The following is a 15,802-nucleotide window of genomic DNA, read 5'->3' on the forward strand; positions in this document are numbered from 1 at the left end:
CGGATCCGGTCGAGCCGCCGATATCCTCGATCGATCAACAGACAATGCGCAAACAGAGTGGTGGCAAGCCGCCCAGCAGGTTGCCTTTTCCCGTCGTAGGTCTCGGTGCTTCCGCAGGCGGCATCGAAGCGCTAAAAGTGTTTCTCGAGGCGCTACCCGCACGCAGCGGAGCCGCCTTCGTGGTGGTTCTGCATCTTTCGCCTGAACATTCGAGCAACCTGAGCGCCGTGCTGCAGCCGCTCACCGAAATGCCCGTCAGTCAGGTGACGGAAACCGTCACGATCGAGCCGAACCATGTCTATGTCATCGCGCCAGCCTTGGCGATGACGATGTCGGATGACGAGCTGCATGTCGAGAAAAAGGAAGTGACGGACGTCTCCGCCGCTTCCATCGATCTCTTTTTCCGCTCGCTCGCCGCGGCGCATCGTGAACGCGCGGTCGGCATCGTGCTCTCGGGCGCCGGCTCTGACGGATCCGTCGGCATCACGCGCATCAAGGAGCTCGGGGGCATCACGGTCGCGCAAGCGCCGGCCGAGGCGGAACATAGCAGCATGCCGCACGCGGCCATCGCGACGGGCATGATCGACTTTACGCTGCCGGCCAGCGAAATGCCGCAGCGCCTGCTCGACTTCTGGAAGAACGCAAAGCAGATCCGGCTTCCGGCCGAGCCGGAAGGAGCCGACGAGGACACCGAGACGAATCGCGCGTTCTCGGAAAGTAATGAACGAGCGTTGCGCGAGATCATGATCATCTTGCGTACGCGCACCGCTCACGACTTCCGGCATTACAAGCGCGCCACCGTCCTGCGCCGGATCGAGCGGCGCTTGCAAGTCAACGGGTTCACCGATTTGCAGCAGTACCGCGACTACCTCCACGTGCATCCCGAGGAAACTGCCGCGCTGCTGCAGGATATGCTCATCAGCGTGACTAACTTTTTCCGCGATAAAGAAGCCTACGAGGCGCTGCGCAAAGAGGTGCTGCCGATCGTCTTTCGCAATCGCACGGCCGAGGAACCGGTACGAGTCTGGGCGGCAGGATGCGCGACGGGAGAAGAAGCCTATTCGATCGCCATGCTGCTGCAGGAGGCGTCGGCGCAGACATCGGAACATGTGCCGTTCCAGGTGTTCGCCACCGACATCGACGAACGCGCGATCAATATCGCACGCGACGGCCTTTACCCCGAATCGATCGCCGCCGATGTCGATGCCACGCGCATGAAGCAATTCTTCTCCAAGGAAGGCGCCCATTTCCGGATCAAGAAAGAACTCCGCGAGCGCGTGCTGTTCGCATTGCACAACGTGCTCAGCGATCCGCCGTTCTCCCGGCTCGATCTCGTCTGCTGCCGCAATCTGCTGATCTACCTGGATCGCGAAGCGCAGATCGACATCCTGCGCACGTTCCATTTCGCGTTGCGGCCCGGCGGTCATCTCTTCCTGGGCACATCGGAGGCGGCCGATACGGTCGGCGGTCTTTTTGCCGTCGTCGACAAAAAGGCGCGCATCTTTCGCGCGAACGTCGCTGTCCGTACGGACACGCCTTTGCCGATCGCGGCATCGGGTGCGCACGGCGTGCGCCCCACGTTGTCGGTGCTGCAGCCGCCGGGCAAGCGCAAGTTCTCGTTCGGCGACCTCCATCAGCGGCTCGTCGAGCAATACGCGCCGCCAAGCGTACTCGTGAACCGCGAGTCGGAGATCGTCCATCTGTCCGACCGCGCGGGCCGGTTCCTTCATTACGCGGGAGGCGAGCCGTCGCACAACATTCTTGCGGCGGTGAGGCCCGAGCTCAGGCTCGAGCTCAGGACCGCCATCTATCAGGCGTTGCAGACGCAACGCAGCGTCGAGGCGCGACGCGTGCGGATGGACCGCGAAGGGCGGTCTTTCTTCGTCAATATGATCGCGCGCCCCGTTCATGACGACGAAGCGAATGCCGATTTCATCCTCGTCCTCTTCGACGAAGTCGAGGACAGCATGGTCGGCTCGAACGGTGGACAAGCGGACGATCAGCGGGATCCGATCATCGCCCAACTCGAGCGCGAACTGCAGCGGACGAAAGAGCAGCTGCAGGCGACGATCGAGCAGTCCGAGACGTCGACAGAGGAACTCAAGGCATCGAACGAGGAGTTGCAGGCGATCAACGAAGAGCTGCGGTCCGCGACGGAGGAACTCGAGACGAGCAAGGAGGAGTTGCAGTCCATCAACGAGGAACTCACGACCGTCAACGCCGAGCTCAAAGCAAAAGTCGAAGAAACGAGCAAGATCAACGACGATCTGCAAAATCTCATCACGGCCAACGACATCGGCACGATCTTCGTCGACCGCAACATGCGGATCAAGCGCTTCACGCCACGGGCGACGGACGTTTTCAGCATCATCTCGTCCGACGTCGGACGCTCGCTGCTCGACATCACGCACCGGCTCGAATACGACAGGCTCGCGGACGATGCCGCCGAGGCGTTCGATTCGCTGCGCCTCATCGAACGCGAATTGAAAAGCACTGACGGGCGCTGGTATCTCGCGCGCTTCCTGCCCTATCGCACGACGGAGGACCGCATCGACGGCGCCGTGCTCTCGTTCGTCGACATCACCTCGCGCCGCGCCGCCGAGGAGCAGCTACGCGAGGCGGGGCAAGCAGGCCTCGACGAAGTCGAGCGCCGCCGCGACGAGTTTCTCGCCGTTGTCTCGCATGAGCTCAAGCATCCGCTCAATCTCATCAGCGCGAGCGCCGAGCTGATCGCGCGCGCGCCCGATGCGCGGCAAAACGGCGCGATTGCGCGTGCTGCGAACACAATACGACGTACCGTCATGGGGCAAGCGCAGATTATCGACGACCTGCTCGATATGTCACGGCTGCGCACGGGCAAGCTCTCGATCACGCGCAGCGCCGTCGATCTGAAGGAAGTCGTTCAGCGCATCTCGCACACCGTGCAGGAAGAGGCGCAACGCAACAACATCGATTTCCGCCTTTCCTTGCCTGACGAGCCAGTAGCCATCAATGCGGACCTCACGCGCATCGAGCAGATCGTCTGGAATCTCGTCAGCAATGCGATGAAATTCACGGACGCAAACGGCAAGATCTCCGTCGAGCTTACGCTCGATGAGCACGCGGCAAGACTTTCCGTCAGCGATACCGGCATTGGCATCGATGCGGGCATGCTCCCGCAAATTTTCAACATGTTCCAGCAAGGCCGCACCAATACGGCGGCCAAGCGCGGCGGACTCGGCATCGGCCTGTCTCTCGTCAAGGAACTCGTTGCCGTGCATGGCGGGCGAGTGGACGCGCACTCCGATGGCCTCGGTCTCGGCGCCACGTTCACCGTGGAGTTGCCGCGCATCGTCGGCGCGGCGACGGATGCGGGGGGCGCCGCGTACCCATCTACCTTCCTCAACGGCGCAGACATCCTGCTCGTCGACGACGACACTGAAACGGTCGAGACCTTCAAGCTGCTGCTCGAAATGGAGGGCGCGAGTGTCGCCGTCGCGACAAACGGCGAGCAGGCGCTCGAGATGCTCGACAGCACACCGCCTTCATTGATCTTGTCCGATCTCGGCATGCCCGGCATGAGCGGATTCGAGTTTATCGAGGCTGTGAGGCGGCGCCCCGAACTGGCCCATATCAAGGCGGTCGCGTTGAGCGGCTTTGGAAGGCAAGGCGATGTGGAAGACGCGCTGCATGCAGGCTTCGACGCGCATCTCACGAAGCCGGTCATGCTCGATGCGCTCCTGAGCACCATCGCGCGGCTGCGCGCGCGATGACGAGACGCGCGGCTGCCCGATGAAAATGCCCGGCTCTTTGTAGGACGAGGCTGACATAGGTATCACCTGGCCTACGGAAGGTTCAGTGCCGCCTGATTTCCAAAACGCGGCGGGCGGCCGATACTGCAGACATGGAGATCTGGTTATCCGTTGGTTGGGCAGCAAGGCCGCAACGGATGACAGCACGATGCCGCTGCGCCGAGGAGAACCGCGATGAGCCACGATCCGAATCTCGATCATGCGACCGACGCCGACCACGTCCTGGCGCTTGCTCGGAGCGCCGGGCTGCTGATTACGCTCGACGGCCAGATCGGACGAGAAAAATATCAAAGCGTCGCCGGCTCGTTGACCGCGTTCATGCGCTTCGTCGATGCGTTGCGCACGAACCTCACGGACGGCGCCGCCGCTTGATGGGCGGGACTGCAAGTAGCGCCGCGTCGAGAGCTCGTTGCCGCGGCGGTTCGCAACTCCGTATTCAGCGAAGGAAACATTCAATCGCTTGAAATCGCCGTGCGATTCATGCGATGGTGCGGTCATCGGCAATCATCCCGCGCTTGGCTCGAAGCGCCGTCGAAATGAAAACCCTGACCGACCAGCTCTCGCACTACGCGGCCTACCACCGGGATCGGCGCAACATCGCCACGCATTTCATCGGCATTCCGATGATCGTGCTCGCGGTGGCCATACTGCTGAGTCGCCCTGCATCGACCTTCGGCGTGCTGCCGTTCGTCGTCTCGCCGGCTTGGGCGTTGTTCATCGGAGCGACGCTTTATTACCTCCGGCTCGACATTTCGCTGGGCCTGGCCATGGCGGCCTTCTCGGCCATCTGCGTTTCGATCGGCCATTGGGCCGCGCAAGACTCGTTTGCCCTTTGGCTCGCGTCGGGCGCGGCGCTCTTCGTCGTCGGCTGGATCTTTCAGTTCGTCGGCCACGCCGCCTATGAGCACAGGAAGCCCGCGTTCGCCGACGACTTGATCGGTCTTCTGATCGGCCCGCTTTTCGTGCTCGCCGAAGCATTGTTCGGGCTCGGATGGAGGCCAGGACTGCGTGCCGCGATCGAAAAGCATAGCGGCCCGACCGTCGTCAACGCGCGGCGCGGCCAAGCCGATTGAGAGATCGCGGAGTAAACGGAAGCAAACTCACACGCCGCGCGGTCAGAGAAGACCGTGTCCGCAGTGCGATGCCGCACAGCGTGGGCCCGCCATTCTTCGCGCGTCACCTCAGCGCAATGTCATCGTGTTGACACTCAACTATGAGTGAGTCGTTCAATGCTGCTCGAAACGGGCAAAACGCTTCTCCACTGCCCGCTCTTCACTCGCGAAATCGGTCACGCGCGCCGCGGGTGGCCCACGGCGCAGCCATTCGAGCATTCGGTCGACTTGATTGGCGGACCCTTGCACCATCGCCTCCACGGATCCGTCGGGGAGGTTCGCCACCCAGCCAGTAACGCCGAGCTCGTGGGCACGTCGCACCGTAGCGTGCCGGAACCCGACGCCTTGCACGGCACCGCGCAGATGCACGTAGTACGTTTCGATCCTCGTATTCAAATCTGGGGCTGTCATAGCCATCGCTCCAATGCTTTCTTTCCAAGCGGGCATTTTAGTCGCCGTCGACGCTCGCGGTCCGGCAACCGCGCGATTCATGCATGTGCAAAACATCTAAAGAAAGCCGACGCGAGCGCCGTTAATGCACTGATTGCGTAAGCGCGATAACTCATTAACGCGAGAGGAGACCCCACGGTGAGTCAGCGACGCCGCGCAGCAAACGTAAAGATCAGTCGCGAGAAAATCGTCGGTCGGCGCCTGGCTGCGCGAGCTCGCGCGCCTTTCGCGAGCGAACAAGGGGGCGCGTTCTTTCGCCGCTATTTCGAAGGCCATCCCCTTCCGATGCTGGTCTACGATGTTGCGACCCGCACCGTCGCCGCCGCAAACAAGGCGGCGATACACCTATATGGCTACTCGCGCGAAGAGTTCGCTGGCTTGCCGATCACCGAACTGCGTCCGCCCGAAGACCGCGCGTCCTTTCTCGAAGACTTCGATGCGCTGGTTTCCCGCGACGGGCCAGCCAGCGGTACCACGGGCGTACGCCGGCATATCCGCAAGGACGGCACGCGGTTCAGCGTCGAGCCCACCTATCACATGATGAGGTATGCAGGCCGCCGAGGCTGTTTCGTCGTCGTCACCGACGTCACCGAAAAAGAGCAGTCGCGCGAATTGTTGAGCCGGCAGGCCGACGTGGACTCGCTTACGTCGTTGCCGAACCGCAAACGTTTCAACGAACGGCTCGAGCATGCGATCGACGACGCGCGGCGCAACAACACCAGCGTGGCGCTCGTGTTCATGGACGTCGATCACTTCAAGGACGTCAACGACAGCTTGGGGCATGGAGTCGGAGACCGTCTACTCCAAGAAATTGCCTCGCGGCTCTCGTCATGCGTCGGCCCATCCGATACCGTCGCGCGTTACGGCGGCGACGAGTTCGTCATAGTCGTGCTCGAAAACGGCGCAAACTTCGATAGCGAGGCCCGCGGTGCTTGCCAATGCGACCGTCAGAGCGAGGTCATCGCGCGCGTCATGCGTGTGTTCGCTTCTCCGATCGCGATCGACGATACGGAGTTCTATGTCGAAACGAGCATCGGCGTCGCCTGCTTCCCTGCCGACGGCGACGATGCCGAGACCTTGCTGCGCCGCGCCGATCTCGCGATGTTCCGCGCCAAATCCAACGGGCGCAACGGTCTGCAGCGCTTCACGCCCGCGCTCGGCAAGCAGGCGGACGAAAGGCTTTCGCTTTCTCGACGGATGCGCGTCGCGCTTTCGAACGGCGAATTCAGGCTCGAATATCAACCGCAGGTCGATCTGCAGACACACCGCGTGACCGGCGTCGAAGCGCTGCTGCGCTGGCACGATGCCGAGCACGGCTCCGTCAGTCCGGCCACATTCATTCCGATCGCGGAGGAAAACGGGCTCATCGCGCCGATCGGCGAATGGGTCGTACAACAGGCCTGCTTTCAAGCACAGACGTGGCAGGAGAGCCTGCCTGGCTTGCGCATGTCGGTCAATTTGTCACCGCGTCAGCTCGCGCGCGGCGACATCGTGTGCATAATTCAGCGGGCGTTGGCGCGCGCGCAACTCGCGCCGCAACTGCTCGAAGTCGAGATCACGGAAGGGGCGCTCCTGAATGCCGGGTCGGTGGAACTCCTCGAAGCGCTGCGCGCGATGAACGTCGACATCGCCATAGACGATTTCGGCACCGGCTATTCCAGTCTCTCTCGGCTGCGCCGCTTCCGGGCCGAGCGTCTGAAACTCGACATGTCGTTCGTGCGCGGCATCGGCGTGCATCGCGAAGACGAAGTCATTACGCGGGCCATTCTGTCGCTCGGGCATGCGCTCGGCTTCAGCGTCGTCGCGGAGGGCGTCGAGACCGACCTCCAGCTCGCCTTCTTACGCCGCCACGGTTGCGACGTCGTGCAGGGTTACCGGTTCGCACGGCCGATGCCCGCGGTAGACGCGCATACGTTTATCCGCCACTTCAACGCGGGCTCGCTCGTGCCAGGCTGAAACACCGCCCTCATTCCCGGTTCGAACCAACGCCGCGCGCGTGCCGCGTTTAGAATCGCAACACGCTTGGAATCGCCCGCGATGCGACAGGTTCGTCGCGTCGCTTCGCAACGAATAAGGAACCCCTCAGATGACCGCCACATCACGCGATCTCGTGCTCGTCACGGGCGCATCGGGCTTCGTCGGCTCGGCCGTCGCACGCGTAGCGCTCGAGCGTGGCTTTGCCGTGCGCGTTCTGGTGCGTGCGACGAGCCCGCGCACAAACCTCGAATCGCTCGATGCGCAAGTCGTCGTCGGCGATATGCGCGACGAGACCTCGATGCGAGTTGCCTTGCGCGGCGTGCGCTATCTCTTTCATGTGGCCGCGGATTACCGCCTCTGGGCGCCGAACCCGAGCGAGATCGAGCGCGCGAACCTCGAAGGCGCCGAGGCAACGATGCGGGCCGCACTCGCCGAGGGCGTGGAGCGCATCGTCTACACGAGCAGCGTCGCCACGCTGAAAGTCACGAGCGAAGGCCGTGTCGCCGACGAAACGATGCCGCTCGCGCCGGAACAAGCCATCGGCGTCTACAAGCGCAGCAAAGTGCTCGCCGAGCGCGCCGTCGAGCGCATGATCGCCGAAAAGCACCTGCCGGCCGTCATCGTCAATCCGTCCACGCCGATCGGTCCGCGCGACGTGCGACCGACGCCGACCGGACGCATCATCGTCGAAGCGGCGCTCGGCAAGATCCCGGCATTCGTCGATACGGGACTCAATCTCGTGCACGTCGACGACGTCGCCGCGGGCCACTTGCTCGCGCTCGAGCGCGGGCGCATCGGCGAGCGTTACATCCTCGGCGGCGAAAACCTGCCGCTGCAGCAAATGCTCGCCGACATCGCGACGCGAACCGGCCGCAAACCGCCCACGATCAGCCTGCCGCGCTTGCCGCTCTATCCCATCGCATTCGGCGCCGAATGCGTCGCCAAGATCACGAAGCGCGAACCGTTCGTGACCATCGACGGACTCAAGATGGCGAAGAACAAGATGTATTTCAGTTCGGCAAAGGCAGAGCGCGAGCTCGGGTATCGCGCCCGCCCCTATCTCGAAGGGCTGCACGACGCGCTCGACTGGTTCCGCGAGGCCGGCTATTTGAAAGCTTGAGGCAAAGGGATAGGCGCAGGCACGAGCGAAGGCCCGCCTCGTGCATTTTGTTACAACCTTGATCGGCATCGCGCCGGAAATGCGTCCGCGCGCCGTTAAAATCGCGGACTCTTCTCGCGAACGAGAACGCGCATGAACCTTCACGAACAGATCGGGGCGCTGGAAGCAAGCATCGATCAGATCAATGAGCTCAACCGGGCCGCGCAAGCGGCGCTCGCGGCCGCCGCACAGCGTGAACCGGAGAAGCCCGACGCGGCCGACTCGACGGCCAAGATGCCCGAAGCCCCTGAAACGCCGGGCACTCACGACGATAAACCTACGCTGCGCGTTGGGCGGCCATCGCAAAACGAGTTGACGCTCACGATCGGCTCGCAGAGCGTCACGCTGCGTCCCGAGCAGATCGGTCAACTCGTCGAAGAGTTCGCCAATGCTCGAGCATCGATGTTGCCCGAGGTGCCGACTACGATTGCGCAGGGGTGGCAATTCGTATCGACGAAGAACCCGATCGTCGCCGTGCAAAAACAGGCGAATGGCGACCGGTTGCTCGTCGCTCGCCACACCGGGCACGGCTGGGTGCCGTTTACTTTCTCGCCCGATATGGTCATCCAGCTCTATATGATGTTGTCGAAGTAGCGGCCGCGGCTCGCCCCCTCCTTCATTCGCCCGCCTCTGCCGCAGCGCTTGCGCCTTCGCGGCAGTAGGTGTGAGCCATGAAGCAGCCCCGCCGGGGCACTAGGCAACGTCAACGATCTTGCACGGGCGCCTGCACGCGTGCCTTCCATTGGCCGCCCTTGCCGCGCCAATAACGGATGGCGGACGCCAACGTCGCGCCGACGTAAAAGACCGCGACGAGCGGCAGCGCCGGCGCCCAATACGGCGAACGACCGTAATAACGAAGCATCGGCGTGTAGGCGCAGCACATCGCGGCCCATGCGATCCAGGCGGGCCACCCCGGTGCGCCGAGCACGAGCGCGACGACGGGAGGCACAAGATAGATCACCGTCATGCCCGCGAGCGTGCCCGCGAGCAGCCACGGCGAATAGCGCAGCTGGGTAAAAGCCGTGCGCGCGATCATGTTCCAGATCTCCCGCGGGCTATCGTACGGACGCAGCGAGACGCTCTCGGCCGCGACGTCGAGCCGAATCGCATGGCCGCCCGAGCCGCGATGCTTGATGCGCGCCGCGAGGCTGCAATCGTCGATGAGTTCCGCGCGGATCGATTCGATCCCGCCGGCCTCCTCGAGCGCCGAACGCTTCACGAGCATGCACCCACCCGCCGCGGCCGCCGTCTTGTTGCCCGCATCGTTGACCCAGGCGAACGGATACAGCTTCGCGAAGAAGAACACGAACGCGGGAATCAACGCTTTTTCCCAGAAGGAGTCGCAGCGCAGCCGCACCATCAGCGAGACCAGGTCGCGCTCCTCATTCGTTGCGCGCACAACGAGTTGCGTCACGGCGTCGGCCGGATGACCGATATCGGCGTCGGTCAGCAACAAGTAGTCGGCTTCGAGACCGAGCGAGGCCACTGCCGCGATGCCTTGCGCTTGCGCCCATACCTTGCCCGACCACCCCGCGGGCAGGGGTTTCGCCGCCACGACGCTGAGCCGCTCCGCGCGCCCGAGCGCGAGCGCCGCGGCGCGCGCCGCATCGGCCGTGCCATCGGTGCTGTGATCGTCGACGACGATCACGTGGAAGCGGCCCGCGTAGTCCTGGGCGAGCAGCGACGCGAGCGCGTCGCCGATCACGTCGGCCTCGTTGCGCGCGGGAACGACCGCCACGACCGCGGGCCACGTTGATCTCGGCTCGAAGAGAACGGGCACCGGCGGTCGCGCGCGCCAGAAGCCGCCGCGCGCGAAGAGCAGCACGCACCAGATGATGAGCGAGACGAGCGACGCGCTGAAGAGCAGGGTCGTCACCATACCCGCGTCCTCGCCGGCATAAAAAAGGCATCGCGGCCGCCGGCGCGCGAATGCTCGGAGCAATCGAAGTTCATCGAGCGGACCAGGGAACGAAGCGAAAGGGACGAGTGCATCCGGTAATGAAAATGTAAGGTTGACGGCGAGACCCGTAGTTTAATGGGGTTTACCGCGAAGGCGGCGCGAGCGCGCCGGCGCCCCCTTCGCAGCTCATAGGCACGCGCAATGCGCAAGCACGATAGAAGCGCTATTGCCCTGCCTGCAACGCTCGAAAGGCGCTTTGAAGCGCTTGCGGCCCGATCGCGATAGAATGCGCGTTTGGATTCAGTCTGCCGGCTTCACGCCCGCTTTTAATAATAGTTGGATCAGGGCGATCAACGGGCCGCAACAAGTCGGCTTATTCGATACCCCGATCCAGTCGGAGTTCGCCAGAACATGCGAGTCATCCTTGCTCAGCCGCGCGGTTTTTGTGCGGGAGTCGTCCGTGCGATCGAGATCGTCGATCGCGCGTTGCAGCGGCACGGCGCACCTGTCTATGTGCGCCATGAGATCGTGCATAACCGGCACGTCGTCGAGAATCTGCGCAGCAAGGGAGCGCGTTTCGTCGAAGAGCTGAACGAAGTGCCGCACGGGGCCGTCACCGTGTTCAGCGCGCATGGCGTCGCTCAAAGCGTCGAGCGCGACGCGCAGGCGCGCGGCCTCGACGTGCTCGACGCCACCTGCCCGCTCGTGACGAAAGTCCATGTGCAGGGGCGCCAGTACGTGGCCGCCGGCCGCACGTTGATCCTGATCGGTCATGCGGGGCACCCCGAAGTCGAAGGCACGATCGGCCAGATCCCGGGCAAAGTGCTGCTCGTGCAGAGCGAAGCCGAAGTCGCGCAGCTCGATCTGCCCGACAATACGCCGCTCGCCTATGTCACGCAGACGACCCTCTCGGTCGACGACACGCGCGGCATCATCGATGCGCTCATGCGGCGCTTCTCGGACATCGTCGGTCCGGACACGCGCGATATCTGCTACGCGACGCAGAACCGCCAGGCGGCGGTGCGCGAGTTGAGCGCGCATGTCGATGTGCTGCTGGTCGTCGGTGCGACGAACAGCTCGAACTCGAACCGCCTGCGCGAGATCGGCGCCGAAAGCGGCGTACCCAGCTATCTCGTCGCGGACGGTTCGGAAGTGAAGCGTGAATGGTTCGCCAATGCGCAGACTGTCGGTATCACGGCGGGCGCGTCGGCGCCTGAGGAAATGGTCGAAAACGTCATCGACGCGCTGCGCGCGCTCGGTCCTGTCGAGGTCGAGACGATGGACGGCCGCGAAGAGAAAGTGGAATTCAAGCTGCCGTCGAAGCTCGCCGAGCCCGTCGCCGCACGATAAGTTCAAGGAGGACGCTTTGTCGATCCCACTGTTGCAGAAAGTCCGTGTCGGCGCCTATATCGCGCGCCAACACTTCTCGGGTAATAAACGCTATCCGCTCGCGCTGATGCTCGAGCCGCTCTTTCGCTGCAACCTTGCATGCAATGGCTGCGGCAAGATCGATTACCCGGACCCGATCCTGAATCAGCGCCTTTCCGTCGAAGAGTGCCTCGGCGCCGTCGATGAGTGTGGCGCACCCGTCGTCTCGATCGCGGGCGGCGAGCCGCTGCTGCACAAGGAGATGCCCGAGATCGTGCGCGGCATCATCAAGCGCAAGCGCTTCGTCTATCTCTGCACGAACGCGCTCCTGATGGAAAAGAAGATGGACGACTACGAGCCGAGCCCGTACTTCGTCTGGTCGGTCCATCTCGATGGCGACAAGGCGATGCACGACCACTCGGTGTCGCAGGACGGCGTCTACGACAAGGCTGTCGCCGCGATTCGTGAAGCGAAGCGCCGCGGCTTCCGCGTCAACATCAACTGCACGCTCTTCAACGATGCCCAACCGGAGCGCGTCGCGGCGTTCTTCGATACGCTGCATCCGATGGGCGTCGACGGCATCACCGTCTCGCCGGGTTACGCCTATGAGCGCGCGCCCGATCAGCAGCACTTCCTCAATCGCGACAAGACGAAGCAGCTCTTCCGCGAGATCTTCAAGCGCGGCGCGCGCGGCAAGAACTGGTCGTTCAGCCAGTCGGCGCTGTTCCTCGACTTCCTGGCCGGCAACCAGACCTACCATTGCACGCCGTGGGGCAATCCCGCGCGTACCGTGTTCGGTTGGCAGCGGCCCTGCTATCTCGTCGGCGAAGGCTATGCGAAGACGTTCAAGGAGCTGATGGAAGAGACCGACTGGGACGCTTACGGAACCGGCAATTACGAAAAGTGCGCCGATTGCATGGTGCATAGCGGCTTCGAAGCGACGGCCGTGATGGATACGGTCGCGCATCCGCTGAAGGCGCTCGGCGTCAGCATGCGCGGGCCGAAGATCGAAGGCGCATTCGCGAAGGACATTCCGCTCGACAAGCAACGTCCGGCCGAATATGTCTTCTCGCGCCACGTCGAAATCAAGCTCGAGGAAATCAAGCGCTCGGGCGGCGCGAACAAGACGCGGACGGCTGCCGCGCACTGAGCGGCTGTTTCGGCAGTCCACTCGTTCGAACGACCGAAGAAAGCGCGGCGAAGCGATTCGTCGCGCTTTCGCTTTGAAGGGGCTTAAGGCGCGGCAGTCCGTCGACATGAAGCTCAAGACGAAAATCTTTCTGCTTGCGATCGTGCCGTTCCTCGTTGCCATCGCGGGAATCGGCATCGGCGTGCGCCTGCAGGCGACAGCGCTCGCAAAGGCGCAGCATGCGAGCGTCGAAGCGGCCTACATGTCGAGCAAGCAACTCGAGCTCAAGCACTATGTCGAGCTGGCGACCAGCGCCATCGCGCCGCTGTACGAGGCGAGCGCCGATCCCGCGAGTGACGATGCGGCGCTGCGTCGCCAGGCGCTGGCCGTGCTCGAGAAGATGGATTTCGGCCCCGACGGCTACTTCTTCGTCTACGACATGCACGGCAACTCGCTGATGCATCCGCGCGAGCCCGATCTCGTCGGCCGCAATCTGTGGTCGTTGCGCGACCCCGACGGCGCGCTCCCGATTCAGGAGCTCATCGCGGCCGCCTCGAGAGGCGGCGGCTACGTCCGCTACGTCTGGCATCGGCCGTCGACGAACCAGCTCGAAGCGAAGCTCGGCTATGTGGTGCCGCTGCCGCGCTGGGGCTGGATGATGGGCACGGGCATCTATCTGGACGGCGTCCACGAAGCGCTCGCCCACATCGACGAAAGCGCGTCCTCGAATATCGGCCGGACGCTGACGTGGATCGGCGCCATCGCCTTGGCCGGCTTCGTCGTCATCGCCGCGTGTGCGTTGATCGTCAACGTCACCGAGCATCGCAGCGCCGACGCGAAGTTGAAGCGGCTCGCCCAGCAGGTCGTCGAATCGCAGGAGGAGGAGCGCGCGCGGCTTTCGCGAGAGTTGCACGACGGCATCTGTCAGAAGATGGTGTCGGTCAAGCTGCTGCTCGAATCGGCGCTGGCGCGGCTCGAATCGGCCGGTGGGCGCGATGCGCGAGTGCCGAGCGCGGAAGCGGCGCTTTCGACGGGCCTTGCCCGCCTTTCGGACGCATTGCGCGAGGTGCGCGGCATCTCTCATGCGCTGCGCCCGGCGATGCTCGACGATCTCGGCCTTGCCGCCGCGCTGGAGCAACTGGCGCACGAGCTCGGCGACGAGACAGGTCTCGAAGTCGTATTCACGCGCCACGCGCACGGACCCGCGCGTATGCTGCCCGATGCGCTCAACACTGCCCTCTTCAGAATCGCGCAAGAAGCGCTGACGAACATCGTGCACCACGCACATGCCGCGCATGCGACGCTCGAGCTTCGCCTATCCGAACATGCGGTGACGCTATCGATCACCGACGACGGTTGCGGTTTCGATATCGAGTGCGTGCAGGCCGACGCGCGCCGCGGCATCGGCCTGCGCAATATGCGCGAGCGGCTCGACGCGCTCGGTGGTACGCTCTTGCTCGCATCGCAGCCGGGCCGCACCGTCGTCACCGCGCATGTGCCGCTCGCGAGCAGCATCGAACCCGACGCGCCTATCCAACCGGAGCAACAGGCTCGCAGCGCATGAGTACGTCCGCCCCCGCCCCTCGTCCCGCCAAAATCATCCTCGTCGATGACCATCCGCTCGTACGGGACGGCCTGCGCCTGCGTCTCGAAGGCGTGCCGGGGCTCGAAGTCGCCGGCGAAGCGGGCAATGCGGACGAGGCGCTCGCGCTTGCGGAGAAGCTCGGCCCCGACCTCGCGCTGATGGACGTCGGCATGAACGGCATGAACGGCATTACGCTCGCCGGCATCTTTCATGAGCGCTTTCCGGCGGTGCGAGTCCTGATGCTTTCGATGCACGACAACATCGAGTACGTCACGCAAGCCGTGCGTGCAGGCGCAAGCGGCTATGTGCTCAAGGACTCGCCGGCCACCGAGATCGTTCACGCGATAGCGACTGTTCTCGAGAACCGGACATTCTTCAGTGCCGACATCGCGGCGCGAATGATTCAGGCGAGCGGGCTGCAGACGCCCGCCGAGCGGCTGACGCCGCGCGAGCTCGAAATCCTCGACGCGCTCGCCGACGGCTTGTCGAGCAAGCAGATCGCCGAGCGGTACGGGCTATCGGTGCGGACCGTGGAAACGCACCGGCTCAACCTCAAGCGCAAGCTCGATATCGAAGGCCAGGCGGAGCTGATCAAGTTTGCCGTGGAGCGCCGGCATCGCTGAAGGGCCGGCGCCGGGCGAGTCCGGCGCCACCGGCGGTAGCCGACCCTGGCCCCTCATTCGGTGCGCGCGTTGTGCTTCTTGAGGTAATCGATAAGCGCAGGCACGCCGCCTTGCTGCAGTTGAGTCTTGAACTGCCCCTGATACACCTGGATCAGCCAGGCGCCCGACATGTCGATGTCGTATATCTTCCAATCGCTGCCGACTTTGCCGAGCCGATAGCCGACTGTCTGACTATCGCCGGGCGTGGTGACGGTCGACATGACGAGCGCGTCATTGGCCGTCGCCGTACCTTCCTTGAACGCGAACCTTGCGTCTTGCGAGCCGAGTTGCGCAAGCGAGGCGGCGTAGGTGCGCGTCATCAGCGTGCTGAACTGGTCGGTCAACTCCTTTTGCTGCTCGGGGGTCGCCTGATTGAACGCGGCCTGGCCGACGGCAATGCGCACGGTGCGCTCGAAGTTCGTCGAGGGAATGAAGTCCTCGTGCACGATCTGCGTGATCTTCGTCAAATCGCCGGTGCGCGCGCTGGGGTCTTTCTTCATCGCGTCCACGGTGCCGACGACCGCGTGCTTGACGACGTCGACGGGCGTGGTCTGCGCATGGGCGGCAACGCCGACGAACGAGGCCAAGAGAAAAGCGAACAGTTGACGTTTCATGAATTACGCTTCAAGTGAAAAAAGTGCCGACCGGCAAGTCCGGCGTCCCTGGGCC

13 protein-coding genes are annotated in these 15,802 nt (G+C 63.7%); 10 read left to right on the forward strand and 3 right to left on the reverse strand.

The genetic code is table 11. From position 1 onward, the window contains the following. Positions 1–44: 44 nt before the first annotated feature. The 3 genes from C9I57_RS02335 to C9I57_RS02345 all read left to right on the forward strand — a co-directional run bounded on the left by C9I57_RS02335 (position 45) and on the right by C9I57_RS02345 (position 4,864). On the forward strand, positions 45–3,752 hold the full coding sequence (locus tag C9I57_RS02335) for a CheR family methyltransferase (RefSeq protein WP_107149255.1): 3,708 nt from the start codon (positions 45–47) through the stop codon (positions 3,750–3,752). Positions 3,753–3,965: 213 nt separating this feature from the next. Beyond that, positions 3,966–4,163, forward strand: coding sequence for a hypothetical protein (locus C9I57_RS02340; protein ID WP_107149012.1), 198 nt, complete (start codon positions 3,966–3,968; stop codon positions 4,161–4,163). A gap of 164 nt (positions 4,164–4,327) precedes the next feature. Further along, a complete protein-coding gene (locus C9I57_RS02345) occupies positions 4,328–4,864 on the forward strand; it encodes an Mpo1 family 2-hydroxy fatty acid dioxygenase (protein WP_107149256.1) in 537 nt (178 codons plus the stop codon). Positions 4,865–5,017: 153 nt separating this feature from the next. On the opposite strand, the gene C9I57_RS02350 is transcribed toward C9I57_RS02345, so the two are convergent. Then, positions 5,018–5,314, reverse strand: a complete 297-nt coding sequence (locus tag C9I57_RS02350) for an acylphosphatase (RefSeq protein ID WP_107149013.1) — start codon at positions 5,312–5,314, stop codon at positions 5,018–5,020. 177 nt (positions 5,315–5,491) lie between these two features. Between C9I57_RS02350 and C9I57_RS02355 the strand changes: the two genes are divergently transcribed. The 3 genes from C9I57_RS02355 to C9I57_RS02365 all read left to right on the forward strand — a co-directional run bounded on the left by C9I57_RS02355 (position 5,492) and on the right by C9I57_RS02365 (position 9,083). Continuing rightward, positions 5,492–7,309, forward strand: a complete 1,818-nt coding sequence (locus C9I57_RS02355) for a putative bifunctional diguanylate cyclase/phosphodiesterase (RefSeq protein ID WP_107149014.1) — start codon at positions 5,492–5,494, stop codon at positions 7,307–7,309. A gap of 130 nt (positions 7,310–7,439) precedes the next feature. Then, entirely contained in the window at positions 7,440–8,450 is a 1,011-nt protein-coding gene (gene hpnA, locus C9I57_RS02360) for a hopanoid-associated sugar epimerase (protein WP_107149015.1), read from the forward strand. A 132-nt stretch (positions 8,451–8,582) separates the two neighbouring features. Continuing rightward, entirely contained in the window at positions 8,583–9,083 is a 501-nt protein-coding gene (locus C9I57_RS02365) for a hypothetical protein (protein ID WP_107149016.1), read from the forward strand. A gap of 109 nt (positions 9,084–9,192) precedes the next feature. On the opposite strand, the gene C9I57_RS02370 is transcribed toward C9I57_RS02365, so the two are convergent. Then, entirely contained in the window at positions 9,193–10,368 is a 1,176-nt protein-coding gene (locus C9I57_RS02370) for a glycosyltransferase (RefSeq protein WP_107149257.1), read from the reverse strand. 432 nt (positions 10,369–10,800) lie between these two features. Here C9I57_RS02370 and ispH point away from each other — a divergent pair, with 432 nt between their 5' ends. The 4 genes from ispH to C9I57_RS02390 all read left to right on the forward strand — a co-directional run bounded on the left by ispH (position 10,801) and on the right by C9I57_RS02390 (position 15,094). Next, positions 10,801–11,739 (forward strand): 4-hydroxy-3-methylbut-2-enyl diphosphate reductase, encoded by a 939-nt coding sequence (gene ispH / locus C9I57_RS02375; RefSeq protein ID WP_107149017.1) that lies wholly within the window; start codon positions 10,801–10,803, stop codon positions 11,737–11,739. A gap of 16 nt (positions 11,740–11,755) precedes the next feature. Then, positions 11,756–12,907: an adenosyl-hopene transferase HpnH gene (hpnH, locus tag C9I57_RS02380; RefSeq protein WP_107149018.1), complete on the forward strand. Its 1,152-nt coding sequence runs from the start codon at positions 11,756–11,758 to the stop codon at positions 12,905–12,907. A gap of 106 nt (positions 12,908–13,013) precedes the next feature. Continuing rightward, the gene (locus C9I57_RS02385) at positions 13,014–14,450 is read left to right on the forward strand and encodes a cache domain-containing protein (RefSeq protein WP_107149019.1); all 1,437 of its coding nucleotides are present in this window, start codon (positions 13,014–13,016) and stop codon (positions 14,448–14,450) included. Next, complete coding sequence (locus C9I57_RS02390; RefSeq protein ID WP_107149020.1) at positions 14,447–15,094, forward strand: response regulator; 648 nt, start codon at positions 14,447–14,449, stop codon at positions 15,092–15,094. The genes C9I57_RS02385 and C9I57_RS02390 overlap by 4 nt, the downstream gene beginning before the upstream one ends. Positions 15,095–15,147: 53 nt before the next feature. On the opposite strand, the gene C9I57_RS02395 is transcribed toward C9I57_RS02390, so the two are convergent. Further along, positions 15,148–15,747, reverse strand: a complete 600-nt coding sequence (locus tag C9I57_RS02395; protein ID WP_107149021.1) for an MlaC/ttg2D family ABC transporter substrate-binding protein — start codon at positions 15,745–15,747, stop codon at positions 15,148–15,150. Between the last annotated feature and the right edge of the window lie 55 nt (positions 15,748–15,802).

This window comes from Trinickia symbiotica, from assembly GCF_003028655.1.
In the GTDB taxonomy this organism is placed as follows: Bacteria; Pseudomonadota; Gammaproteobacteria; order Burkholderiales; family Burkholderiaceae; genus Trinickia; species Trinickia symbiotica_A.